The sequence below is a fragment of the Halomonas sp. 7T genome, from assembly GCF_025643255.1.
In the GTDB taxonomy this organism is placed as follows: domain Bacteria; phylum Pseudomonadota; class Gammaproteobacteria; order Pseudomonadales; family Halomonadaceae; genus Vreelandella.
The window spans coordinates 2,324,581-2,348,382 of sequence record NZ_CP087112.1; the positions used below are offsets into that span (position 1 = coordinate 2,324,581).

The window sequence follows — 23,802 nt, forward strand, 5'->3', positions numbered from 1 at the left end:
ATCAAACTCCTAATCTATGGTAAAACAGTCACAGCGTGAGGCGTTCCAGCTTACAGCGGAACGACCTGGTTCGACTATCTTTCCTCAGCCGCGACACGATAACGAGAACGCAATGGCCTCTTTAGTCATTATTAAAACCGGCGACGCTTTCCCTGAAGTAGTCGACCAACACGGTGATTTTGAACAGCTGTTTATGCAACGCCTGCGTGACGCGCTGCCCGCACATTTAACCCTTTGCGTATGGGACGCCCGACTGACCACCACGCCTTCCGATGACATTGTAGGCGCCGTGATCACTGGCTCGCACAGCATGGTGAGCGAACAGCCCCCGTGGAGTGAAGCCCTCAAACCCTGGCTACAGCAGGCATTAGCTGATGACTTGCCACTGCTAGGCGTTTGCTATGGCCACCAGCTTATGGCGGCGGCGTTTGGCGGTATTAGCGACTACCACCCCGCGGGACGTGAATCGGGCACACGCACGGTGCGTTTAACTCAGGCAGGCCAGCAGGACGCGCTGTTCAGCCAGTTGCCAGGTCAATTTTCCGCGCATCTTACGCACGCTCAATCAGTCATGCAGCTGCCGCCCAATACCACCGTACTGGCGCATAACAGCCACGACGCCCATCAAGCGCTGCGCTACGGGCCACGCCAGTGGAGCGTGCAGTTTCACCCTGAGTTCTCCCCTCCGGTGATGCGCGCCTACATTGAGCGCCAGCGGGCTGCCCTGCGCGACCAGGGCGACGACCCGGATCAACTGCTGAGTGAGATTGGCGAAACCCCGGAGGCCACCCGCCTGCTGCAGCGCTTTATCAGCTTTATTTAACGCTTTTTTGATCTCGCCTTGATGCCAGCCGGTCCGCTAAGCGGGTCGGCTCGGGGAGCTTGGTGGGCCCTAAACAGCGCATGACCCATTCAAGCGACGTTGCCAACGTTAGCCGGTGACCCGGTGAAACAAACACGGGTTTCACGCTCGTTCGTGAGCGCAGTACCGCGCCAATCACCTCTTGCTTAGCCATCAGCGGCACCCAGTCGCCTCGCGCCTCGCCCACCTCTGCGTGGGTTCCAGTTAGGCGTGATTTAGCAATGCCAATAGCGGGTAAGTCCAGCCACAACCCCAGATGGGCTGCCACGCCCAACCGCCGTGGATGGGCGATCCCGTGACCATCCACCATCACCAGCTGCGGCGTGGTGGTGAGCTTGGCAAAGGCGCCCAGCGCAGCAGGAATTTCACGAAATGAGAGCAGCCCGGGTATATAGGGCATCCGGGTGGGCTCACGGTGCACCACTTGCTCGACAACCGGCAGCTGTGGAGCCGTTTCTGGCGACCACTTCACCACCACCACTGCCGCCCGCGTAATCGCACCGCCTTCCTCAAAACCAATATCCACCCCCGCGATATGTGTCACCGGATCGATGCGGTCACCAAGCTCCAGCTGTTTGGCTAGTTGATGTTGCAGGGCAATGGCCTGTTTGGGAGATAGATTCCATTCATGTAGCGCGGCGTCCATGCGTACTCCTTGTGTCACACAGTGAGAGACGTTTAGCGTAGCCAAAAAAAATCCCCCTACGCCAGTTGGCACAAGGCCAGTGGCATAGGGGGATGGACGTGACTCACACGTTAGGCGATGTTACGCGCCCAGCGAGGAGTTACGCACGTTCGCGGCGGCGAACCGGCGCGTCGCCATCGTCACGACGACGGCGCGGCGCACGCTCAGGAGCGCTATCTTCACTAATTTCCAGCGGGCGACCGGCCACACGGGCGCGAGCCATTTTCGCTAGAATAGTGGAGGGCAGGCCACTGGGTAGCTCAACAACGGAGAAGGCGTTGCGGATATCAATACGACCGATACGCGCACCTTCAATACCGCCTTCGTTGGCCAACGCGCCCACCAATTGGCCAGGCTTAACGCCATCTTTATGGCCAACGGAAACGCGGTAGCGGGTCATGCCTTCGCTTGGCGCACCCGTGCGCTCACGACGAGCACCACCTGGTTTGCCCATTCCGCCATCACGCATCGGCTTCTCTTTACGCGGTGCCTGCAGACGACCGATAGGTGCTTCATCAGCACGCGCCATCGCAGCAAAGGCGCAGGCCAGCTCAACCGCATCGTGGCCTTCTTCAACCAAACGCTCAACCAGCGCACGCTGCTCTTCAGCACCTTTGGTCAGCGCCGCAACAACGCGGTGATGGAACACTTCATCGCGATGGGCACGAATAGCAGCTTCGTCAGGCAGCGGCATTTCGGTCATTTTCTGGCCGGTTGCCTGCTCCATCCAGCCCACTTTGCGGCCTTCACGGAAGCCAGCAAAGGTAATCGCGATGCCGCTGCGACCCGCACGGCCAGTACGGCCAATACGGTGGGTATACGCTTCTGCGTCTTGCGGCAGATCGTAATTGATAACGTGGGTAATACGCGGAACGTCCAGGCCACGAGCTGCAACGTCGGTCGCGATCAGTACATCGACTTTGCCACGCTTCAAGCGTGTAATGGTGCGCTCACGCAGGCTCTGGTCGAGGTCACCCGACAAACCAGCGGCGTTAACGCCACGCGCCGTTAACTGCTCAACTAGCGTCGTACACGCCGCACGAGTACGCACGAAGACGATAGCAGCATCAACTGGCTCGACTTCAAGAATACGCGCGACGGCTTCAAGCTTAGCGCCGCCATCAACGCGCACAATGCGCTGCTCGATGTTTTCGCCAGTCGTTGTGCGTGACTCAATCGCGACTTTTACCGGGTTAACCAAGTAGCGGTTAACGATGCGCTCAATTTCAGTCGGCAAGGTAGCCGAGAAGAACACACGCTGAGCCTCTTTCGGGGTATCGGCAACCACGCGTTTTACGTCGTCGATAAAGCCCATGCGTAACATTTCATCGGCTTCGTCCAGCACTAGTGCTGACAAGCCGTCTAGCTTCAGACTGCCACGATCAAGGTGATCGATGATGCGGCCCGGTGTACCCACAATCACTTGGGCGCCGCGTTTCAGCGCGCCTAACTGTTCACGGTACTCTTGACCACCGCACAGGATCGCTACTTCAAGACCCTTAAGGTTTTGGCCATATTTACTAAACGAAGCTGCCACCTGCTGTGCGAGCTCACGGGTCGGCGCCATAACCAATACTTGTGGCTCACGACGAGTGAGTTCTAAACGCGATAACAGTGGTAGTGCAAACGCAGCGGTTTTACCGGTACCGGTTTGTGCTTGGCCCAGCATATCGCGGCCTTCCAGCAACGCAGGAATGGTCTGCGCCTGGATGGGCGAAGGAATTTCGTAGCCTTGTGCTTCAACAGCAGAGAGAACGGCAGGCAATAGAGCAAGATCGCCGAAGCTCGGCGAAGCGACAGAAGTCGAGGTCATTAATCACACCTTGGTAGGCCGGCTGAACCGGCAAAAAACATCGTAAGCGTCCCTGACTCTGTTTTATGCAACGCGTGACAGTGCGCAGCAAAAGAACAAGGCTCCGCGTAAGCGGATATCGTCATCAGTGGAGTCGGAGACGCCGGTCGCACCTAGCATCCGGCTAGCAAACACCGCTTCAGCGGGCTAACCGTTGTGGCGACCTTCTGCGCCGATTTCACCCGTTTGGTGAAATACTGGAGGCGCGCCATCTTCACAGCAATGAACATCTGCTATCAGCGAGATGTTCCCGCAAGCGTTATTACGCATAAATTAAAGCTACGTAAGTAAACGCTTATCGTCATGATGGAGGGGTCAACACATGCGAGGAGGGCGCATGCTAACACTGCTAATAGCCCATGACTAGCTTTTTTACATGCGCGGTGATGGGAACCAGTGATTGAAAATGAAAAACAGTGATTGAAAACGGGACTTGCAGATATACGCTGTTCGTCTAACCTGAGGGATGCCTGATGATGTTCACTAACTTCAAGGAGTGATGCTATGAACTGGGATCAAATCGAAGGCAATTGGAAAGAAGTGAAAGGAAAAGCGCGTGCTAGCTGGGGTGAGCTAACCGATGACGAGCTCACTCAGATTGGCGGCAAAAAGGATCAACTTATCGGCAAGCTTCAGCAAAAATACGGCTTAGAACGGGATGAAGCCGAGCGGCGTGCTGACGATTGGGCAAACGGCCTTTAGCGGGCGTGACCCGTATCATATTTTGTTTGCCTTAAGCGCTACATTACCTATCTAGATTACCTGTCTATATCTATAGCTACACGGAGAGAAGCTATGCGTAAATCAATACTCACTACCGCTATTAGTACCGCCCTTTTAGGCAGCCTTGCCTTTGGTGTTCAGGCATCAACCGAACCTCAAGGGATGTACTCTGCCGATGACATCCTGGATGCCGAGGTATTCTTCGTTGGCGGTTCTGGTGAAGAGATCGGCGAAGTCGAAGATATCCTTTTTGATGAAGAAATGCGCATCTCGGCACTGGTCATTGAAAGTGGCGCAGTACTCGGATTAGGCGGTCGTGAAATTGTGATTAATACCGACCAGTTCACGCTCGAAACGCATACCGAAAGCGATGGCGACACTGAGCATCGCATTATGCTAGACGCTTCTCAGGAAGAAATAGAAGCGTTTCCTACCTATGATCGCGACTGGTGGGAACAAACTAAAAGCAATGCACGCGATGCGTGGCAAACGACCAAAGAAGGCGCTCAGAGTGCCTGGCAGTCTACTCGCGAAGCCGTTAATGACAACGAGTAAACCGTCAACGTATCTCGCTTAATCTAGCGTTAAACGAACTGTCAAATGCACGAAAGGGCCATCCAGCTGCTGGATGGCCCTGTTTATGATGGCCCTGTTTATTTTAGCCACGCTGCTAAACGCTACCGTTCCCGACGACGAATCCCCTGCCCCGGTAAACGCTCCCGATCATGGGGACGCTCAAAATCCAATAGCGGGCCAGCAGGCACAATGCGCGTTGGGTTAATGGTGTCGTGGCTGTAGTAATAGTGGCGTTTGATATGATCCATATTGACGGTTTCAGCTACCCCCGGCCACTGATAAAGCTCGCGCACGTAGTTAGCCAAATTGGGATAGTCTTCAATGCGCTTGAAGTTGCATTTGAAGTGGCCGTAATAAACAGCATCAAAGCGGATGAGCGTGGTGAAAAGCCGAATATCCGCTTCGGTCAACCACTCACCAGCAAGATAGCGATGCTCGCTCAGCCGTTTTTCAGCGCGTTCCAGAGCCTCAAACAGCGCATGGACATGCTTTTCGTAAACACCCTGCTCCGTGGCAAAGCCTGATTTATAAACACCGTTGTTAATGTGCTCGTAGACATCGTCATTGACCTCATCAATCACGGGACGGAGATCTTCCGGGTAAAAATCTAAATCGTTGCCGGTTAGCGCATCAAACCCACGGTTAAGCATGCGCAACAAATCGGCCGATTCGTTATTGACGATCGCACTGCGCTTTTTATCCCATAACACGGGCACTGTGACACGTCCGGTATAGCTAGGGTCCGTTAGCGTATAAAGCTGATAGTGATAGTCTGCATGATTAATTGGGTCGCCGCTCGCGCCGTCATCTTGATGGTACGTCCAGCCTTTATCGAGCATTAATGGGCTGACATGAGAAACACCGATCACATCTTCAAGGCCTTTCAGCTTACGCATGATCAGCGTGCGGTGTGCCCATGGACAAGCCAACGACACATAGAGGTGGTAACGGCCTGCTTCCGCAGGATAACTCTCTCCAGACCCTTCTGGGCTGGTTCCTACCCAATCGCGCAGCTGGGCAGATTCACGCACAAACTCACCGCCGTGCTTTTTAGTGTCATACCACTGATCAACCCATTCGCCGTTAACAAGTAGTCCCATTGGGGCTCTCCTAAATGAACGTATCGTAATTTCAATTTACGTTCAGCATACGCTCGCCCCCAGGATGCTCAAGCGGATGTTTTACGGCGTTTCATTCGAGGGAATCGAATCATCAGAGCACTCCTCGGCAACCGCCTGCCTCAGCGCTTGCGCCATTGCATGAGCGGCCGGACCGGCTCGATCCCGGTCACGAAAAATGAGCTGTACCGGCACTTCACGAATGCTACCTGCTGCCAGCGGTAGCGGTTTTAGCTTCCCACTTTTTAGATCATCCACAATGCGCGTTTCAGGCATCCAGGCAAAACCCAATCCTCGCTTGAGCATATCCAGCGAGGTATTAATGTGACTCACCGTCCAGCGCTGCTCTGCTTTTAACCACCCAGCGTTAGCTGACTGACGCAGCGCGGAGTCACGCACCACCAACTGTCGATATTGAGACAAATCGCGTAAATCCAGCGAGCGCCCCAACTGATGAAGGGGATGCCTTGGATGCGCCACGGCCACAAAACGCATGAATGCCAAAGGCTCTCCTAAAAACCCCTGGGCGTCGATGCCCGACACAACCAAGTCAGCGCGGCCATCGTAGAGCATTTCGATGCCGCCATTGAGAACACTCTCATGGAGCTGAACCCGAACCTGAGGATAGGTTTCTGAAAAACGTTCAAGCGCTTTGGCTTGGGCGGCCGCTGGAAAAATCTGGTCAATCGCGACGACAACCTCGGCCTCCAGGCCAGCCGCTAATCGCGATGCTACATCCTCAAGCGTGTCAGCGCTTTCAATCAACTGGCGCGCGCGGCGCAACAGCAATTCACCCGCCTCAGTGAGGCGTACCTGCCTGCCCACAGGTTCTAACACCTGGACACCCAACTGCTCTTCTAATTTATGAACCGCATGGTTAAGCGTAGAGGGACTTTTATGAACGGCTTCTGCCGCACGCGCGAACCCTCCGTGGTCAACCACGGCGGCTAGCATCTGCCATTGTGCAAGTGTTACCCGAGACATTTCGATTTCCTCGACGCTAAACAGCGAAATAATCCGCTTCATCTTCGAAAAAACCACACTAGAATGCCAGTAAATAAAAAAAAGTACCTGTTTGAAAAAAATTATTGCTCATCGGCCAAGTAACCAAAGAGATAACAAAAATGGATGGCACTCCACGTACTAATTCGAAATAAAGTAAGCGAACATTACCCGGAGATATAAGCCAAATCCGGATGGCCAAAAAACGATTTCAATAGTCGTGGCAATTTTTGCAAACGTCGAAGCTGCCGGTAAACAGTGCTCCGAAGTTGTTCTTTGCTGTTAATGATCTTTTTACCGACGTGATGGTATTTGATATAGCCCCAAACAGACTCGTCAGGATTCAGCTCCGGCGAGTACGGCGGCAGGAAGAACAACCTGAGCTTGCCGTCGAGACTCTCAACATAGTCTCGAACCCGACGAGCATGATGAACCGGGTGGTTATCGAGGATCAGGAAAACCGGCTTGTCAACGTCTTGCACCAGAGCCTTGAGGAAACCAAGAAACGCATCGGTGTTCATGTTGCCCTGAATGGTCTTAAAGCGAAGCTCGCCGCGAGGCGAGATGGCCGAGATCAGATTGATGCTGAAGCGACTGCCCGTATTACGGATGATCGGAGTTTCACCCCTGGGTGCCCAGGTGGTGCCACTGTGATAATCAGACCGAATGCTGGCTTCATCGCCGAAATAGATGGTGGCGCCGACTTTTTTTGCTTCCTTGCGAATTTCCGGGTAGGTCTCTTCTTTCCATTGTTTCACGGCCTCTGGCTTTTGCTGGTAGGCCCGATGCAGGGGTTTCTGAGGCGTCAGCCCCAGGTTTCGAAGCAGACGACCGACCGAGACATCGCTTAACCGGACGTTGAACTTTTGCCGGATGAGCTCACGCACTCGGCCCCGAGTCCACAGGGCAAAATCAAACTTCAACTGGTCCGGCGTAAAGGTCGTTATCCAGATATACAGCTCCCGGATCTGAGCACCGCTCAGTTTCTTGGGACGACCGGAAATCTGCTTGGCCTTGAGCGCGTCAAAGCCACCCTCGCGGTAGGCAGCCAGCCATTCATAGATTCGTGCTCGGCTCATCCCCAGCGCTTTGATGACGACTTCTGGACTCTCGCCATCCATGACCCGTTGAACGGCGCGAACGCGAATGGCTTCTAATGTTTTGTGATCAAGTTTACGACCGTCATCGTGGCGCATGTGTGTAAATATCCGATAAGCTTGGCGAACGGAGCCTACATTATAAATGATGTTCGCTTACTTTCGAACCCATTAGTATGTCTATCCGCTAACACCGGTTTAACCAGCAGTCTCATTAGAAAAAGAGTGATTAATGTGCCTGCTAATTGGTTACTTTTGTTAGCAAACAGTGTTCAAAAATCGTAATATTTGCTTAATACCTCTGCATTTTGACGGAAGTATATTTTGTGGATGAATATACAGTCTATTCACTCCATCGTCGTTGGGGTATGGTTCATGGGCTTACTCACATTTATGTTACTTTTTTTACACGAATCTGGTGGTCCATTTACCCATGTTGCGAATCCTTCATTCGCTGCCCCGCACGCATAAATTATTACTGTTACCCGTGGCCACGATGGTCACTGTGCTGGGCACACAAAAGCTAGTAACGACTTACCATGACTTAAACCAGCCTCATACCCCGCTAGAAAGCGTGTTAGTACCGCTTCCCAGTGGTTCTGCGCCGGGCGTCCCATCGCTTCGCCAAGAACGTACCCCCGTTGCAGAAGCGATTGATCGCGCCTCCCGCGCGCTCGACGCGACCCGAGATCACATCCCGCTGAGCGACCTGACTGCCACGGAAATTATCGACCTTGATGACATGGAGCTGAATGTCATTGCCAGCGCTGATGCATCGATGACCAGCGAACGTCCTGAGGCAACACTAGACGACGGCGCACTACACATGGCCGTTGTGTTAGGCACGCTATCAAGTGGCATGCTCAATATCGACAATACACCCTCTGTCGACATCGCTGATGCTACTTCCTACGAAGATTACGGCATTGACCTGTTCGACGATGTCTCGTTTCTTGAGCTTGAATTGGCGGCAGAAGAGCCTTTTGTGCCTGAGTGGAAAACGCACATTGTCGAGTCTGGTGAAACCTTCGCGGTACTTGCGCAAAATAAGCTAGGCCTTGGCTATAGCGAGGTGCTTGCGTTACTTGAGGATTTGCCCGACCCGCGCATGCTAACTCACTGGCGCGCAGGCAATAGCTTCGATTATCAGCTAGATGAAAACCAGCGTTTGCTTTCGCTGCGCATGATGAAAAATGCCCGCGACGGTGTTTTATTGGAGCGTGACGAAGATCAATATGCTATTACCGCTATAGAGCGCCAGGGTGAGCCGGTGCAGCGCCTCTATGCCGGTAGTGTCAGCGGCAGCTTTGCCCGTTCCGCGCAGGCAACCGGCTTGACGAGCAGCTCCGTTACCGAACTTACTCGCCTGCTTGAAAAGAAGCTCGATTTTCGACGTGACAGCCGCCGTGGTGACCGCTTCCAGGTGCTGGTTGAGTCAGACATGATTGATGGGGAAACCCTCGACTCCCGCGTACTGGCCGTAAAGTATGACGGTGAGCGTATGGATTTAACCGTGGTGCGTAGCGCTACCGACAACAATTTTTATACCCCAGAAGGCAGCAGCTTAGATCCTGCTTTCGCCCGCTATCCCTTTGAAGGCAACTATCGCCTTAGCTCCAACTTTAACCCACGCCGTTTGCACCCGGTGACAGGGCGCGTTAGCCCTCATAATGGAACCGACTTCGCAATGCCAATTGGCACCCCGATTGTCGCGCCCGCCAATGGTCGGGTTGAACGAGTCGGTAACCACCACGCCGCAGGCCGCTACATCATAGTTCGCCATGACAACGGTTATCGAACGCGTTATTTGCACTTGTCGCGTCCACTGGTTAGCCAAGGTGAGCGTGTGGAAATGGGTAAACGTATTGCGCTGTCTGGCAATACTGGGCGCAGCACCGGCCCCCATTTACACTACGAAGTCATCGTCAACAACACGCCGGTTAACGCCATGACTGTCGACCTGCCTGAAAACACTAGCCTAAGCGGCGATACACTGATTGCGTTTCAACGCCACGCTGAGCCAGTGCTGGCCGCGCTTGAAAGTGGCGAGACAGGCCCAGTTAACGTCGCCAGCTACCAGCGTGAAGAGAGTAGCCAGTAACGTCCCGTCTCCAGCACTAGCCTCCGTGTACTAACCCATCACGCCGCCCCGAGGGGCGGCGTGATGGGTTTATAGCTGGCGATATAGCCGGTTTACGGCGCGTTAGCCGCTGAAACGTGGCTCTAGGTGTCTGGACGAACTATATGGTTTTCGACAGCGCATTGAGTAACGGCGTGTCGCGACGGTAGATATCATCACGAAATTCCACGTCCCCCTGGGCATTTGGCCAAGCCGTCAGGTAGTGCAACGCGACCGGAATACGCTGCGGCAGGTTAACATTACGGTCACTGGCGCTGCTGTTCATCAGGGAAGAGAGCTGGTGACGACTGCCGCTGTCCTGCAGCAACATTTGCGCAAACTCGACCACGCCCTCCACTCGTACACAGCCAGAGCTGAGCGCCCGCTGCTCACGTTGAAACAGGCCCCTTGCCGGCGTGTCATGCAGGTAAATCATATCGTTATTGGGAAAGCGCACCACAACGCGACCAAGAGGATTAGACCGTCCCGCTACTTGGCGCAACATGACGTTTCCTGGACGCTGCCAATCAATAGTGGCAGCGTCTAAGCGCTCACCCGTGGGGCTTAATACCTGAATATTCTGCTGCGCTAAATAGCTAGGATCCTGCCGCAATCGTGGCAAAACATCTTCACGCATAATGGTGGGGGGAATCGTCCAACTAGGGTTAACCGTTAAATGGCTAATAGAAGAGTGAATGATGGGCGTTTCACGCCGCGGGGTTCCCACGACGACTCGCGCATTCCAATGCTCACCGTTAGGCCGGAGGTAGTGCAGCCGATAGCCAGCAATGTCTACCCACACCTGTGGCTCGGTCGTGAGGTTCGGGCCAATCCAACGGGCTCGCTCTAAGTTAACCCGTAACTGATCAATCCGTGAGGCGACCGGCGTGTTCAGCGCTAAGCGCGTTCGCTCGCCCACAACACCATCGTCTTGTAACTGGTGACGACGCTGAAAGCGCTTAACTGCACTTTCAAGTTCAGTATCAAAGTACAGAGGATCACGAACGGAAGACTGAACCCCAATCATGGGATACGCACTGCCGTCGGCCGCTAATAAGCTGGTATCTCCCCATAACGCTAGCCGCTGGCGTAGCACATTGATATCCCTGCCCGTGTCACCAAGGCGCAGCGATGCCTCACTCCCAGGCAAATAGGGGGCACTGCCTTGGGTTTCGAGATAGCGATAATGACTGAGCGCCTCACGTAGCTGGGCATACGCAGGCGTTTCAGGGCGGGCTAAAACGAAGGCCCGCTCTAGGTCACCGTCCTCAACCGCGTGAACAACACGCAGCATAGAGTAACGGTTTTCCGGACGTGGCAGTGACCAGTTGGTGGCCATATCACGCGGGTCGACCTTGCCACGCCCAAGATGCTCCAACACGAGCAGCAGTGCCTGGGTTGCCTTGAGATCAAACCGCGCTTGAGCGGCTGCTCCTGCTTGCTGACTAAAACGAAAATCTTCGAGCAGGGTATGCGCCGCGTAGTCGCTGGGGGTTAAACCATCGCTTTCTAGGCCATTAAGCGCATCCACCAATGCTTCAACGGCTGCGTTTGTTTGCCACGCAGGCTCGCCACCCTTTTGCTGATAAAACGCGTCTACAGGTAAGCGGTGATTGGTTTCAGCTAGCTGCTGTGCCAATGCCTGCTGTAGAGGGGCATTACCCGACGCAGCATAAGCCGTGGTGAGCGCGTAAGGCGCCTGGGTCAGCGTCAAGCATAGCGCTGCGCCCATCGCCCATCGTCTTAGTCGCTGCTTCTCGTTCATCGCCCCTCCTTGCGTTACTATGCTGAGTCGCTGTACCTATAGATTCCGATCGGTACGCTTAACTTTATAATAGCTGCTTACGTGCATTCATCCCGTTATCTATTCCAGGATTACACCCTATGTTACGTCATTCACGTCTTGCTACTACGCTGTTTTCCTTACCTGTTTTATTATTTAGCCTGCCACTCTACGCCGCCAGCTTCTTTGCTCAGGTGGCGTCGGCGCCCCCACAAGGGGTTTCTACCCTACATCATCAGTTACTGCAGCTAGCCCCCTCCGCCACCCCAGAAGCCCTGCGCCTTGCGGCGCAAGCGCTTAGCTGCGCAGATCCTTCTGCCGAGCGCTTAGCGGTGATTGACTACTCGCTGCCCTCCACCGAAGCACGCATGTGGGTCTTTGATTTGCACCGCCATACGCTGCTGTTTGAAGAGTTAGTGTCTCATGGGCAAGGCTCAGGAGATGCGGTAGCAGACGTTTTTTCTAACACGCCAGAAAGCCACCAATCCAGCATTGGCCTCTTTCGCACCATGAACAGCTACTATGGCCGTAATGGCTACTCACTGCGTCTTGAAGGTCTGGAAGAAAACGTCAATCATCTCGCCTTTGAACGGGCGATTGTGATCCATGGCGCGGATTACGTTAGCGAGGATTTTATTAAGCAAACAGGCCGACTAGGCCGCAGCCACGGTTGCCCCGCCGTGCGCGAGGAGATTACCTACCCGCTTATCGACAGCCTAAAAGAGAGCCAGTATGTCTTCGCTTATTATCCTGACAAAGAGTGGCTCGCTACCTCTGCCTACCTTCGCTGCACTTCTGATCAGTTCCCGCAATTGGCGCAACGTTAATAAAAGTAAGATGCTGCAAACAGCTGAGCTACCCGTGCAACGTCTACCACTATACAACCAAACGGCGACTGAATTTGCTCATTAACGACCGTTAAACCAAGCAAGCATGACAACGCTCTGCAATACTTTGTGACAAAACAGCACAAACGTATTTTTACATTTGCAGGTACGGTCATGTTTGCTTTTTTGCGCCCCTATCACACAATCCGTCAGTTAGAGCAGGAAGTCTCTGACCTTCAAGAGCAGCTGGATGCTGAAAGGGTATCCCACAGCTGCCGCGCGCTCAGCCTGATGACACCGACCGAGTCGTTGAGCATGCTTCAAGCTAAAGGGGCCGATATGCTGGCCTCCATCAGCCAGGGCATGGAGACGCACGCGGGCCAACTAGCGGCAGAGCGGGCCACGCTAGTCGATATGTTTACACGCTTACATCACGCCGAACACACCGCACAAGTGCTAAAAGAGCAGTGCGATCACCACGACACGCCTACCTCTAACGCCATTACTCCCAAGCCGGCGCTGCACGATATTCGTCAACTCAGCGTGACGCTCGCACGCAGCGCAGCCCATACAAGAGCCCTGGCGATGAGCGCAGCCCTTGAGATTGCCCACACAGACGCGCCATCTTCCGGCATGGCCGCGGTCGTTCAAGATATGGAGCGCTTAGCCGAGTACACCCAGCGATTATCTCGCCAACTCGACCAGTGTGCTGAGCAGATCGCCGAACAAATCAAGCAGGATGCCCAAGCGGTGGCCCACCAATGCCAGGTCACCCAAACGTTAACTCAAGCAGCGCAAGAAGCCGAAAAAGTCATAGAGCAGTTAACCGACCAAGCGCGGCATATGTACAAGGTGATTCACCACAGCACTACAACGGCCTGCCTGCACGCCGCAAAACTAGAGCACGCTGCTTGGAAAAGCCGACTTTATAAACAGCTGCTTTCCGCCCAGCTCGATGAAACATTAGAGGATCACCAACACTGCACCCTTGGCCAGTGGTACTACCTGGGCGATGGAAAACGCTTCCAACAGACAGCTGCTTACCGCGCCCTGGCCGGCCCCCATCGCCGCTTCCATGAAAGTGGCTTGGAAGCACTGCGCTTTGCTCGGCAGGGAGACCATACCGGGCAATTGGCGTCGCTTGCGTTAATGGAAGAGGCGAGCCTCCAACTCGTGCAGCAGCTTGATCAGCTGATTGAGTATGCCGTCTATGAAGTGCCGCTTGCGACGGGTCATCGCTCCCCCCTGGCGGATGCACCCTAACGCCTACTTATCTGCTGAGTGCACATCGTATTGGCATCTGTGCCATGCTGAAGGGGTATTACTCTTCCCCACTGTTCTCAGCAAGAGGCTATATGGTGCAAATCAAAAAGCTAGACCTCGCATTACAAGGGGGTGGCTCTCACGGTGCTTATACTTGGGGTGTCATTGACCGTCTTTTAGCAGACGACCGTATTGAAATTGAAGGCATTAGCGGCACCAGCGCAGGCGCTATGAACGGCGTTGTCATGGCGGATGCTCTCACCCGTGGCGACAAAGAGACAGCGCGCAAAGCGCTCAGCGATTTTTGGCATGCCGTTAGTCGTGCAGGTATGACAAGCCCCATTCGACGCTCTCCACTGGATGTGCTGACGGGCAACTGGAGCCTGGATCACTCGCCTGGCTACATTGCGATGGATCTCATGAGTCGCCTTGTGTCGCCTTACCAATTCAACCCACTTAATATCAATCCACTGCGCGATATTGTGGCTGAACACGTCAATTTTGAGCGTGTGCGAGGCTGCGAACAGCTTAAACTTTTTGTTGCTGCCACCAATGTACGTACGGGTAAACAGCGGGTGTTCCGGCGTGAAGAGATGAGCATTGATGCGGTAATGGCTTCCGCTTGCTTACCTTTTGTTTTTCAAGCCGTAGAAATAGAGGGCGATGCGTACTGGGATGGCGGTTACATGGGCAACCCAGCGCTGTTTCCATTAATGGAGGAGTGCACGGCGCGGGATATTATGCTGGTACAGATTAATCCTGTCAGCCGCGACGATGTGCCTACCTCCGCTTCAGCCATTATGAATCGTCTCAATGAGATCACGTTTAATGCGTCGCTGATAAAAGAGATCCGCATGATTGCGCTGTTGAAACACGTCTTTGAAGAGCAAGGTATCGAAAATAACTATCAGCAGGCCCTGTTTCACCGCATCAGCGGCGAGCAAGCATTAGAAAACCTTTCCGTCTCCAGCAAGATGAATGCAGAGTGGCCTTTCCTCTGCCACCTGTTTGAACAAGGACGCGATGCCGCCGACCGCTGGCTCGCAGAGCATTTTGAGGCACTGGGTAATTACTCATCGTTGGATATCGACGCCGTGTATCTGCATGAATAGACAGGGCTTCATTCCAAATAGGCGGGCGTGGCTCTAACCTGGGACCTTGCTGAACCAACGAATAGCATGGTCAACGTGGGCGATCCATTTCCGGCTGTCTGTGCACTACCCAAAAGAGCAGCACGTCCTATTTGCAAGATGAGTGCTCATTGACCATTCTTATAATTCGGTTGCCTAAGTATCCCCGACTGAAATGGACAAGGAGCACCTCTCTTATGCACCATCAGGTACTTTTGATTACCGGCGCCTCAAGCGGCATTGGTGCCGCCACTGCACGTGCCGCCGCTCGCAAAGGCTACAAGCTAGTGCTTGCCGCCCGCTCAGCCGACAAACTGGCCTCCCTTGCCCAGGAACTAGGCCCCGAGAACGTACTCACCTGCGATGTGGATGTCACGGACCTAAGCCAGCAGCAGGCGATGGTGGATCATGCGCTTGAAACGTTCGGCCGTATCGATGCGGTCTTTGCTAACGCAGGGCGCGGCGGCTCACCCGGTGGTTTTAGCAGCGCTGATCACCATGCTTGGCGAGAGATGATTCTTACCAACATCTATGGTGTTGGCCTGACGCTGCAAGCCTGCCTGCCCGCGTTAAAACGTAGCCAAGGGCACGTGCTGCTCACCGGGTCTGCTGCTGGTCGGACGACCATCCCCGGCTCTATGTATAGCGCCACTAAATGGGCTGTCACCGGTATTGGTTACAATCTACGCGAAGAGTTACGCGGTACCGGCATGCGTGTAACGCTGATTGAACCTGGCATGGTCGATACCCCCTTCTTTGATGAACCGCCCGAATACGCGCTGGAAGATCGCGATATCGCTAATGCTGTGATCTATGCACTCTCACAGCCGCCCCACGTGGATGTGAACGAAATTCTGGTGCGTCCCACTCCCCCCAAAGAGTAACGTCACCCAATCGACGGCTTGCATTTACCCGCTCTCGCCCGCATAACGATGAGTTACCAAGCGTGCTAACGAGATTAGCCCGACAAATGTTACGTTCTGCAGGTGACCCATGAGCCAACTCGCTACCACTGCACTGTCAGTGCTGGATTTAGCACCCATTCGCCAAGGCGGCAACGCGGCTGAAACGTTTGATAATAGCGTTGCCCTGGCACAGCGAGCTGAACAGCTCGGTTACACCCGTTACTGGCTCGCCGAGCATCACAATATTGCGGGCATTGCCAGCGCAGCAACCGCTGTACTGATTGGACACGTTGCTGGGCACACCTCAACCATTCGGGTGGGTAGCGGCGGTATCATGCTGCCTAACCACCCGCCGCTGGTGATCGCAGAACAGTTCGGCACACTGGAAACGCTCTATCCTGGCCGTGTTGATTTAGGTTTAGGCCGTGCGCCTGGCTCTGATGGCGCGACCATGCAGGCCATGCGCAGGAATGCTCACGCGGGAGTCGATGACTTCCCACAGCTGCTCAATGAGCTACGCAGCTATTTAGGCGATGCCGACCCTCATCAACGCGTGAAAGCCGTTCCAGGCCAAGGCACTCACGTCCCCATTTGGCTACTCGGCTCTAGCGGCTACAGCGCACAGTTGGCCGCTAAACTAGGGCTACCCTTTGCCTTTGCGGCCCAGTTTGCGCCGGGCTACTTATTTGAAGCGCTCAGGCTCTATCGTGACAACTTCCGCCCTTCTGAGCACCTAAGCAAGCCTCACGCCATGGTGGGCCTTCCTGTGATGGCGGCTGAGAGCGATGCGATGGCGCATTACCTAGCCACCACCGCGCAGCAGAAGTTTCTTAACCTTATCCGCGGCAAGCCTACGCAGTCGCTGCCACCGGTTGAGCAGCTAGACTGGTCACCGGTTGAGCAGGCTCAGGTCAGCCAGTTTTTAGGCGCAGCCATTATTGGTGGGCCAGCGACGGTTAAAGCAGAGCTTGAAGAATTCCAAGCACGCACGGGCGCGGATGAACTCATGATTAATAGCGACTTTTACGACCATAAAGACCGCATACGCAGCTATGAAATCGTTGCGGATGTAGCCCGCTAAGCGACCACTCTTAACAGGCCTTCAGCCGCCCTACCCTTTGGCGATAAGAAAGGCACCGGCTGCGACCATGAGCGAGCCTGCGGTCCGGTTGGTGCCTTTCTGCGCGCGCTCTGACTGGAAGAACCGCCGTGCAGAAGAGGCAAACGAGGCCACCAGCATCAGCCCCATCATTAGCCCCACTAACGTTAAGCCCACTACGAGGAACATATCACTTCGGTTAAGCACGGTGAGATCAATAAAGGTGGGTAAGAACGCAATATAAAATAAAATTACTTTTGGGTTAGACGCCGAAATTAAGAAGCCTTGCGTAAAGCTCTTGAGGAAATCGCGGGTAGACACGCTGTTGTCATAGTGGGCCGACGTTAACGCATTGTTCGTCACCTCGGCTGTCCACATCTGCCAGCCAAGATAAAACAGGTAGGCAGCCCCCACATAACGCAACAGGGTGAACGCCTCACCCCAGTTTTCGGCCAACGCTGCTAAGCCATAAAACGCCAGTAGCAGATAAATAATGTCGCTTGCCGTCATACCCAGCGCCAGCGGAACACACGGACGAGTGCCCGCAGCCATTCCCTTAGCCAACAGCGCAAAAATGCCGGGGCCTGGCGTGACCGCAAAAATAAAAATCGCTAAAAAATAGGTGAGCGCACTTTCTATCGTCATGATCTGACCCTATGAACACATCAGAGTATGCTAACGTACGCCATGCTTTCGTTATCTAGATAACCGTTTTACGGAAACACTGCCCATGCCAGCACACACATTTACACCAATGACGTCTGAAGATTTCATTACGTTTTGGCCAACGTTTCAGGCCATTGTAGCGGCACAGGAAACCTACGCGATAGACCCTAACATCACGTATAACGATGCCGTTACATTATGGTGCCAAACACCGCTTCACAGCATCGCGGTTAAAGATGGGCAAGGCCAACTGCTGGGCGCTTATTATTTAAAAGCCAATGCCGCAGGCCCCGGCAACCATGTGTGTAACTGCGGTTATATGGTAACGCCACAAGCGCGCGGCCAAGGCGTTGCCAGTGCCATGTGCGAACACTCCCAAGCATTGGCAATAGAGGCCGGCTTCAAAGCCATGCAGTTTAATGCGGTGGTGGCAAGCAATCAGGTGGCCGTCAAACTGTGGCAACGGTTAGGGTTTCATATCGTGGGCACCGTACCCAACGCTTACCGCCACGCCACGCTGGGGTTAGTCGATACGCATGTGATGTATAAAACGCTGTCAGCCTCAGCTTACGTTTAACTACCTTTCACGCCACTCAATGTGCACGCTTGCACTGCCATCGCCCCTCCTTCCTCATTCGTACAAATACCAAAACTACGATAGGGTAAAACACATATACCGACTACTCCTTTTAGTGCCCTATGCCCATATACCTTTCAGGCCTGAAGCGCCTCTCCTTGCGCACCCGCATCATTGCGCTGGTCACAACGCTGGTATTTACCATCACGATGCTGATTAGCTGGGTGGCCTCCCGTGAGTCGGCCGCTCAGCTGGAAGCAAATATCGGCGAAACCAGCGCCAATAAAGCCTACCACATGGTAGACAAGCTTAATCGCAGCATGGATGCGCGTATTAAGGAGGTTAAGCTGTTACTGGGCCTCAAGGACGGACAATCAGGTGGTCAGCTCACGCGTGATCAACTTGAGTACTTACAGCGTAATTACGACGTGGTGTCCTGGCTTGGCATCACCGACACCCAGGGCACCGTGGTAGCTGCCACTGGCGGTATTTTAGAAGGGCAGTCCATTGCCCAACGCCCCGTCTTTACTGAAGGGCGGCAGGCACTATGGATTGGTGATGTGCATGATGCGGTGTTGCTGTCGCAACTACTGCCCAACCCCACTGGGGAGCCTATTCAGTTTGTGGATATCGCAGCCCCGCTGGAAGATGCTAGCGGCGCGTTTAGCGGCGTACTGGCCGTTCATTTAAGCTGGGAATGGGCGGCGCGCGTTAAAGACTCTATGTTTTCGCCAGCGCTACAAGAACAGCAAACCGACCTTCTATTACTTTCAGAGGATGGCACTGTCCTTTTAGGCCCACCTTCTTTGCGCGGCCAAGCATTGCCTTTTACGCATGATAAAAGCGATCCTTCAATGCCTCAGTGGTCCGTTGAAACATGGCCCGATGGGCAACGCTATGTGACGGGGATCGCGCATAGCCAAGGGTTTGGGGATTTTCCTGGGCTTGGCTGGGTGGCGATTAGCAGGCAGCCGGTTGATGCCGCCTTTGCCCCTGTAGCACGTCTGAACGAACTGATTTTAGGCACAGGACTACTCGTTGCACTGCTCTTTTCCATTGCTGGCTGGGTATTGGCAGCGCGCCTTATCGCACCGTTAACTCGGCTTGCTCGTGCCGCCGACACCATCCAAACTACCCAAACGCATGGCGCCTTTACCCTGGAAACCGGCTCCCCCGAATTTGAACGCCTTTCCACGTCTATGCGCGATATGGTCGAGCGGCTATTAGACCAGCGTCAAACCATCAGCCGCCTAGAAGATTTAGCCAATACTGACCCGCTGACAGGCCTCCCTAACCGCTCTTTTCTTGATCAATATTTGCAGCACACACTGGCAGAAATGGAGCGTCAGCAACATAGTTTGATAGTACTGATGTTTGATTTGGATGGCTTTAAACGGGTTAACGACACGCTTGGGCACCATGCCGGAGACCTGCTGCTGATAGAAGTCACCCAACGCTTGAAAGCAACGCTGCGCAGCGGCGATGTTGTGGCACGCTTAGGCGGCGACGAGTTTGTCATGATCATCAAAAGCCCTAGTGTATCCAGCGCCACACTTGCTAATGACATTAGTCAGCGCTTACTTACCCATATTGCTAAGCCGGTGTACCTACCTGATGGGCAAACCGCACAGGTAGGATGCAGCTTGGGAGCCGCCATTTGGCCCCAGCATGGTCACGCCATTAGCCAAGTGTTTCAGCGGGCAGACGCCGCGCTCTATCAAGCCAAACACCAGGGTAAGCATCGCCTTGTTATTTACGAACAGCCTCACTGAAGCAACGCTGTAACGCCGCTTCGGCAGCGGTGCTACCCATGGTGGTCAAATGAGCAATATTCCGCTCGGGTATCAGCGCTGTGTCGCCATAAAAAGCGATCGCTTTCTCAACGCTCGCTTCACGCAGCAAATGCACCATCGCATAGGGCGAGCGGTTGGTGTAATTTGAGGCTTCTTCCGGTTCGGCATCAGCAAAGCAGTAATCTGGGTGAAACGTGGCTAGCTGGTAGATACCGTCGTAGCCTTGCTCTTCCAGCAGGCTTTCCGCGAGTTCAACGTAATCTAAGTAGTGGTCGAAATTTTTAAACAACGTGGGAAAGACCAAGAGCGTGGTCTCTGTTTCAGGGTGCTCATTCAGCCACTCAATCTCAGCCACTAGCTCTTCCAGGGCGACTTCCATTTTTTTTGAGCGCACGACTTCCACGCGAATACTGCCATTCTCTAACTCTCGTTTAGCAAAGGGACAAATATTGTGCTCCACAATAAAGCTGCGTACCCATGCCAACGTCTGTTCGATAATGGTGCTGTCTGTTGCTTGCATGACGACTCATACCTTCGGTACTGAATTAAGGGCGAAATCTCTCAGATAGCGCGAGTTTACCTGGCAACCGCTGTCTTGGCTTTAGGCATGCGCTTGGTAACGTGCCAGCGCCACTTCATAAGACTTGTGAATATGGTCGTCCATCAGCGCTCGTGCGGCGGTTGCGTCGCGCTGAAGCGCCAGTTCCACTAATTCATGGTGCTGCTCATCCAATGCTTGGCGAATGGTCGGCATTTTTGGCCCTAACCGCCGATAACGATCAAACTGGTCGTGTAACTGCTCAATAAAGCGCAGTAGCCACACCGAGCCACAGGGTGCCACTAGCGTACGATGAAACTGAGTATGTAGGCGCTCCCACTCCTCCCCTTTATCCAGCGTAATATCCGCACGCTTTAGCCGATGGGCGGCGGCTAATAAATCTGCCTCCCATAGGGCATCCCCTTGGGCAATGGCGCGCTCAAGCGCCATGCATTCCAGCTCAGTGCGCATCTGAGCAATATCATCCAGCTCATCACGGGAGAGCTTGGGCACTCTAAAACCACGTTGATTCTCTTGTTCTAGCAAGCCATACGCCGCCAGTTTGTTGAGCGCTTCACGCAGTGGGCTAAGCCCTACTTGGTACTGATCTTTTAGCGCATTAATCGCCAATTTTTCCCCTGCTTTAAAGCGCCCCCCCACCAAATCTCTGCGCAATAGATCGTAAATGGGGCTAGATGCCTTACCGGTAGGGAGCTGGATATGCTTGTTCATGCCGGAGTCCTTTTGCGTACCTTACGCAATGCATCGGTTAACGGAGATTATTCATGTAGATGTTGACGCCTCTTGCAAGGCTCACCTATATTCTATTTTAGACAAAATAATCGATTTTTTAACTTAAAAACGATAAACAGGTCGTATCGATGCTTTTTTACACAGCGTTTTTTCGTACACAGCTCCCTCTGCAGGCACCTGGCAAATGAAGCAAACCGCACTGTTGTGGGCCTTTTTCCGCGTCGGCATTTTTGGTTTTGGCGGCGGCCCTTCCATGATACCGCTGGTGCGTGCAGAAGTTGTAACACGACATCAGTGGCTCACCGATGAAGAATTTGCCGATGTGTTGGCGATTGCGAACACCTTGCCTGGGCCTATTGCAACAAAAATGCCTGGGTATATTGGCTACCGCGTGGCAGGAACCAGCGGCTGTGTCATTGCGGTACTCGCGACTATTTTCCCCATGGTTGTGGCCATGATTGTGATGCTGGGCATTTTTAGCCGCTACCGCGACGTAGGCTGGATACGGGGCATGGGGCAGGCCGTGATGCCGGTCGTCATGGTTATGATGGGACAACTGACTTGGGATTTTTTCGACAAATCACAGGCAGCGCTAGGCTGGCTGGCAAGTGCTGTCATGGCAGTCGCTGCCGGTGCCATTATTTATTGGCTGGGCGTACACCCAGGCTGGGTGATTGGCGCCATTCTGCTAACAGCCCTACTTCGGCCCACGCATAAAAAACCTGCGGAGGGCTCAGCATGATCTATTGGGAGCTGTTCTTAGCTTTTTTTATTCCCAACATTATTGGTTATGGCGGCGGCCCGGCCATTATCCCGCTTATTGAAGCGGAGGTGGTGGGTCGCTATGGCTGGATGACAGCACAAGGCTTTGCCGAAACGCTGGCTCTCGGCAACGCGCTTCCCAGCCCGATTGCCACCAAAATGGCAGGCTATATCGGTTATGAAGTAGCAGGCATCGGCGGTGCGTTGATTGCCGTTGCGGCGACGGTCATTCCCTCGCTATTACTGATGCTAGGAGCGCTTGGGTTGCTCTATCGCCACCGAGACTCCCCCCGTGTCAAACGGATGAGCCAATGGGTTCGCCCGGTCATCGCGATGATGATGGCGTGGTTAACCTTAGGCTTTTTACTCGAAAGCGTTACTACCAGTGGAGCCATACACACGCTGATTATTGGCATCGTAGCAGCAGTTGCCTTGATTCTCTTTAAAACGCATCCCGCCTTTGTGGTTATGGGTGCATTGATTTACGGAGGTTTTTTTCTCGGCTAATGCTGGTTAACCATTAACGCTTATTGACGATTACCACAATAAAAACCCGATAACGGGACCACGCGCTCACCACACCGCTGCAGTAAGGGCGGAATCCCATAGCACCACCCTATCCATAAAGGTGTAGAAAAATGACGCGCTTAAAATTGACTCTAAGCACTACCCTCGTCGCCATCGGCCTTGCGTCTAGTATGGCGATCACCACCACGGCTCAAGCAGACTATCCGGAGCAGGATATCCGCTTAGTTATCCCCTACGGCCCAGGCGGGGCAACCGATATTCTGTTTCGCTTGATTTCTCAGGAAGCTGAAAAGCACCTGGGTGAATCTATCGTTCCCGTCAATATGGCAGGCGCGGGCGCTACCCTTGGCTCCCGCAATGTTAAAGAGGCGTCCCCAGATGGTTACACGCTGCTGGGTAGCCACGACACCATTGCGCTTTCCAAGTTAGCCGGTACCGTCGATTATTCGTTTGACGCATTCGAGCCGGTAGCGCTGCTCACCCAAACCATCAATATCCCAGCGGCTCACGCCGATCATGACGTACAAAGCGCCGACGAGATCGCCGACTATGTTCGTGAAAATCCTGGTCAAGTGCGCTTTAGCATCATCCCGAGCTCAACGGATCACTTCTTCTGGGCACAGTTTTTTCAGGAAGCGGGCATTGATATGGCAGACGTTCGCCTAGTCGGTTACCCAGATACCGGTGAACAGGTGTCGGCCTTAATGGCGAAAGAAATCGACTTTGCGATGTTTAATCTGCCGTCTGGCGGCGCATTCTTTGAAGATGGCACTTTCCGTGCCCTCGGCATCGCCCACCCTGAGCGCCTGGATGGCATGCCTGATGTGCCAACGCTGCGCGAGCTTGGCATCGCGATGGATCACTCTACCAGCCGCGGTATCTTTGCCCCCAAAGGCACTCCCCAGGACATTCTAGACACTATCGCCGAGGCTTATGGCCAAGCGCTTGAGAACGAGCGCGTGCAAAGCCGCATCGAAAACGAATTTGGCTCTGTCGTGCGATTCCTCGCCGGGGATGATTATCAAGCGTTCTTGGATGAGAACGAAGCCGCATTAACTGCTGCCGCCGAAAACATCGACTTCCAGAACTAAGAGCGCTTCCTCTAGCCCACGTAACGTGGGCTAGAGATGCCGGAGGCATCACA

The 23,802-nt window shown here is 53.9% G+C and carries 23 protein-coding genes; 14 read left to right on the plus strand and 9 right to left on the minus strand.

Annotated features, from left to right (window positions below; all coding sequences use genetic code 11):
* The first annotated feature begins 112 nt into the window (after positions 1 to 112).
* A complete protein-coding gene (locus tag LOS15_RS10870) occupies positions 113 to 823 on the plus strand; it encodes a glutamine amidotransferase (RefSeq protein ID WP_263065897.1) in 711 nt (236 codons plus the stop codon).
* Here LOS15_RS10870 and nfi read toward each other — a convergent pair.
* Both nfi and LOS15_RS10880 read right to left on the minus strand, forming a co-directional pair.
* Complete coding sequence (nfi, locus tag LOS15_RS10875; protein WP_263065898.1) at positions 816 to 1,508, minus strand: deoxyribonuclease V; 693 nt, start codon at positions 1,506 to 1,508, stop codon at positions 816 to 818. The two genes, LOS15_RS10870 and nfi, sit on opposite strands and share 8 nt — an antisense overlap.
* A gap of 139 nt (positions 1,509 to 1,647) precedes the next feature.
* Positions 1,648 to 3,360: a DEAD/DEAH box helicase gene (locus LOS15_RS10880; RefSeq protein ID WP_263065900.1), complete on the minus strand. Its 1,713-nt coding sequence runs from the start codon at positions 3,358 to 3,360 to the stop codon at positions 1,648 to 1,650.
* A 543-nt stretch (positions 3,361 to 3,903) separates the two neighbouring features.
* Here LOS15_RS10880 and LOS15_RS10885 point away from each other — a divergent pair.
* Both LOS15_RS10885 and LOS15_RS10890 read left to right on the plus strand, forming a co-directional pair.
* A complete protein-coding gene (locus LOS15_RS10885; protein WP_263065901.1) occupies positions 3,904 to 4,101 on the plus strand; it encodes a CsbD family protein in 198 nt (65 codons plus the stop codon).
* Positions 4,102 to 4,194: 93 nt separating this feature from the next.
* Positions 4,195 to 4,677 (plus strand): PRC-barrel domain-containing protein, encoded by a 483-nt coding sequence (locus LOS15_RS10890; protein ID WP_263065902.1) that lies wholly within the window; start codon positions 4,195 to 4,197, stop codon positions 4,675 to 4,677.
* 122 nt (positions 4,678 to 4,799) lie between these two features.
* Here the strand turns inward: LOS15_RS10890 and LOS15_RS10895 are convergent, their stop codons facing one another.
* From LOS15_RS10895 to LOS15_RS10905, 3 genes are all read right to left on the minus strand, one after another.
* A complete protein-coding gene (locus LOS15_RS10895; protein ID WP_263065903.1) occupies positions 4,800 to 5,798 on the minus strand; it encodes a glutathione S-transferase family protein in 999 nt (332 codons plus the stop codon).
* 81 nt (positions 5,799 to 5,879) lie between these two features.
* On the minus strand, positions 5,880 to 6,800 hold the full coding sequence (locus LOS15_RS10900; protein WP_263069698.1) for a LysR family transcriptional regulator: 921 nt from the start codon (positions 6,798 to 6,800) through the stop codon (positions 5,880 to 5,882).
* A 185-nt stretch (positions 6,801 to 6,985) separates the two neighbouring features.
* Positions 6,986 to 8,014, minus strand: coding sequence for an IS630 family transposase (locus LOS15_RS10905; protein ID WP_054645368.1), 1,029 nt, complete (start codon positions 8,012 to 8,014; stop codon positions 6,986 to 6,988).
* Positions 8,015 to 8,348: 334 nt separating this feature from the next.
* On the opposite strand from LOS15_RS10905, the gene LOS15_RS10910 reads away from it, so the two are divergent.
* Positions 8,349 to 10,016 (plus strand): peptidoglycan DD-metalloendopeptidase family protein, encoded by a 1,668-nt coding sequence (locus tag LOS15_RS10910; protein ID WP_263065909.1) that lies wholly within the window; start codon positions 8,349 to 8,351, stop codon positions 10,014 to 10,016.
* 139 nt (positions 10,017 to 10,155) lie between these two features.
* Here LOS15_RS10910 and LOS15_RS10915 read toward each other — a convergent pair whose 3' ends face one another.
* Entirely contained in the window at positions 10,156 to 11,799 is a 1,644-nt protein-coding gene (locus LOS15_RS10915) for a murein L,D-transpeptidase (protein WP_263065911.1), read from the minus strand.
* A 119-nt stretch (positions 11,800 to 11,918) separates the two neighbouring features.
* Between LOS15_RS10915 and LOS15_RS10920 the strand changes: the two genes are divergently transcribed.
* The 5 genes from LOS15_RS10920 to LOS15_RS10940 all read left to right on the plus strand — a co-directional run bounded on the left by LOS15_RS10920 (position 11,919) and on the right by LOS15_RS10940 (position 17,023).
* Positions 11,919 to 12,644, plus strand: coding sequence for a murein L,D-transpeptidase catalytic domain family protein (locus LOS15_RS10920; RefSeq protein ID WP_263065913.1), 726 nt, complete (start codon positions 11,919 to 11,921; stop codon positions 12,642 to 12,644).
* Positions 12,645 to 12,818: 174 nt separating this feature from the next.
* The gene (locus LOS15_RS10925; protein ID WP_263065915.1) at positions 12,819 to 13,907 is read left to right on the plus strand and encodes a CZB domain-containing protein; all 1,089 of its coding nucleotides are present in this window, start codon (positions 12,819 to 12,821) and stop codon (positions 13,905 to 13,907) included.
* A gap of 92 nt (positions 13,908 to 13,999) precedes the next feature.
* Positions 14,000 to 15,019, plus strand: a complete 1,020-nt coding sequence (locus LOS15_RS10930; RefSeq protein ID WP_263065917.1) for a patatin-like phospholipase family protein — start codon at positions 14,000 to 14,002, stop codon at positions 15,017 to 15,019.
* Positions 15,020 to 15,234: 215 nt separating this feature from the next.
* Positions 15,235 to 15,921 (plus strand): SDR family oxidoreductase, encoded by a 687-nt coding sequence (locus LOS15_RS10935; protein WP_263065918.1) that lies wholly within the window; start codon positions 15,235 to 15,237, stop codon positions 15,919 to 15,921.
* Positions 15,922 to 16,030: 109 nt separating this feature from the next.
* Entirely contained in the window at positions 16,031 to 17,023 is a 993-nt protein-coding gene (locus LOS15_RS10940) for an LLM class flavin-dependent oxidoreductase (protein WP_263065920.1), read from the plus strand.
* A 30-nt stretch (positions 17,024 to 17,053) separates the two neighbouring features.
* On the opposite strand, the gene LOS15_RS10945 is transcribed toward LOS15_RS10940, so the two are convergent.
* Positions 17,054 to 17,686: a LysE family translocator gene (locus tag LOS15_RS10945; protein WP_263065921.1), complete on the minus strand. Its 633-nt coding sequence runs from the start codon at positions 17,684 to 17,686 to the stop codon at positions 17,054 to 17,056.
* 85 nt (positions 17,687 to 17,771) lie between these two features.
* On the opposite strand from LOS15_RS10945, the gene LOS15_RS10950 reads away from it, so the two are divergent.
* On the plus strand, positions 17,772 to 18,284 hold the full coding sequence (locus tag LOS15_RS10950) for a GNAT family N-acetyltransferase (protein WP_263065923.1): 513 nt from the start codon (positions 17,772 to 17,774) through the stop codon (positions 18,282 to 18,284).
* 158 nt (positions 18,285 to 18,442) lie between these two features.
* Entirely contained in the window at positions 18,443 to 20,056 is a 1,614-nt protein-coding gene (locus LOS15_RS10955; RefSeq protein WP_263065924.1) for a diguanylate cyclase domain-containing protein, read from the plus strand.
* Here LOS15_RS10955 and LOS15_RS10960 read toward each other — a convergent pair.
* Both LOS15_RS10960 and LOS15_RS10965 read right to left on the minus strand, forming a co-directional pair.
* A complete protein-coding gene (locus tag LOS15_RS10960; protein ID WP_263065926.1) occupies positions 20,034 to 20,597 on the minus strand; it encodes a DUF1415 domain-containing protein in 564 nt (187 codons plus the stop codon). The two genes, LOS15_RS10955 and LOS15_RS10960, sit on opposite strands and share 23 nt — an antisense overlap.
* Before the next feature lie 81 nt (positions 20,598 to 20,678).
* A complete protein-coding gene (locus LOS15_RS10965) occupies positions 20,679 to 21,347 on the minus strand; it encodes a GntR family transcriptional regulator (protein ID WP_263065927.1) in 669 nt (222 codons plus the stop codon).
* A gap of 205 nt (positions 21,348 to 21,552) precedes the next feature.
* On the opposite strand from LOS15_RS10965, the gene LOS15_RS10970 reads away from it, so the two are divergent.
* The 3 genes from LOS15_RS10970 to LOS15_RS10980 all read left to right on the plus strand — a co-directional run bounded on the left by LOS15_RS10970 (position 21,553) and on the right by LOS15_RS10980 (position 23,749).
* The gene (locus tag LOS15_RS10970; RefSeq protein ID WP_263065928.1) at positions 21,553 to 22,110 is read left to right on the plus strand and encodes a chromate transporter; all 558 of its coding nucleotides are present in this window, start codon (positions 21,553 to 21,555) and stop codon (positions 22,108 to 22,110) included.
* Complete coding sequence (locus LOS15_RS10975; RefSeq protein WP_263065930.1) at positions 22,107 to 22,637, plus strand: chromate transporter; 531 nt, start codon at positions 22,107 to 22,109, stop codon at positions 22,635 to 22,637. The genes LOS15_RS10970 and LOS15_RS10975 overlap by 4 nt, the downstream gene beginning before the upstream one ends.
* A 131-nt stretch (positions 22,638 to 22,768) precedes the next feature.
* On the plus strand, positions 22,769 to 23,749 hold the full coding sequence (locus LOS15_RS10980; protein WP_263065932.1) for a Bug family tripartite tricarboxylate transporter substrate binding protein: 981 nt from the start codon (positions 22,769 to 22,771) through the stop codon (positions 23,747 to 23,749).
* The last annotated feature ends 53 nt before the right edge of the window (positions 23,750 to 23,802 follow it).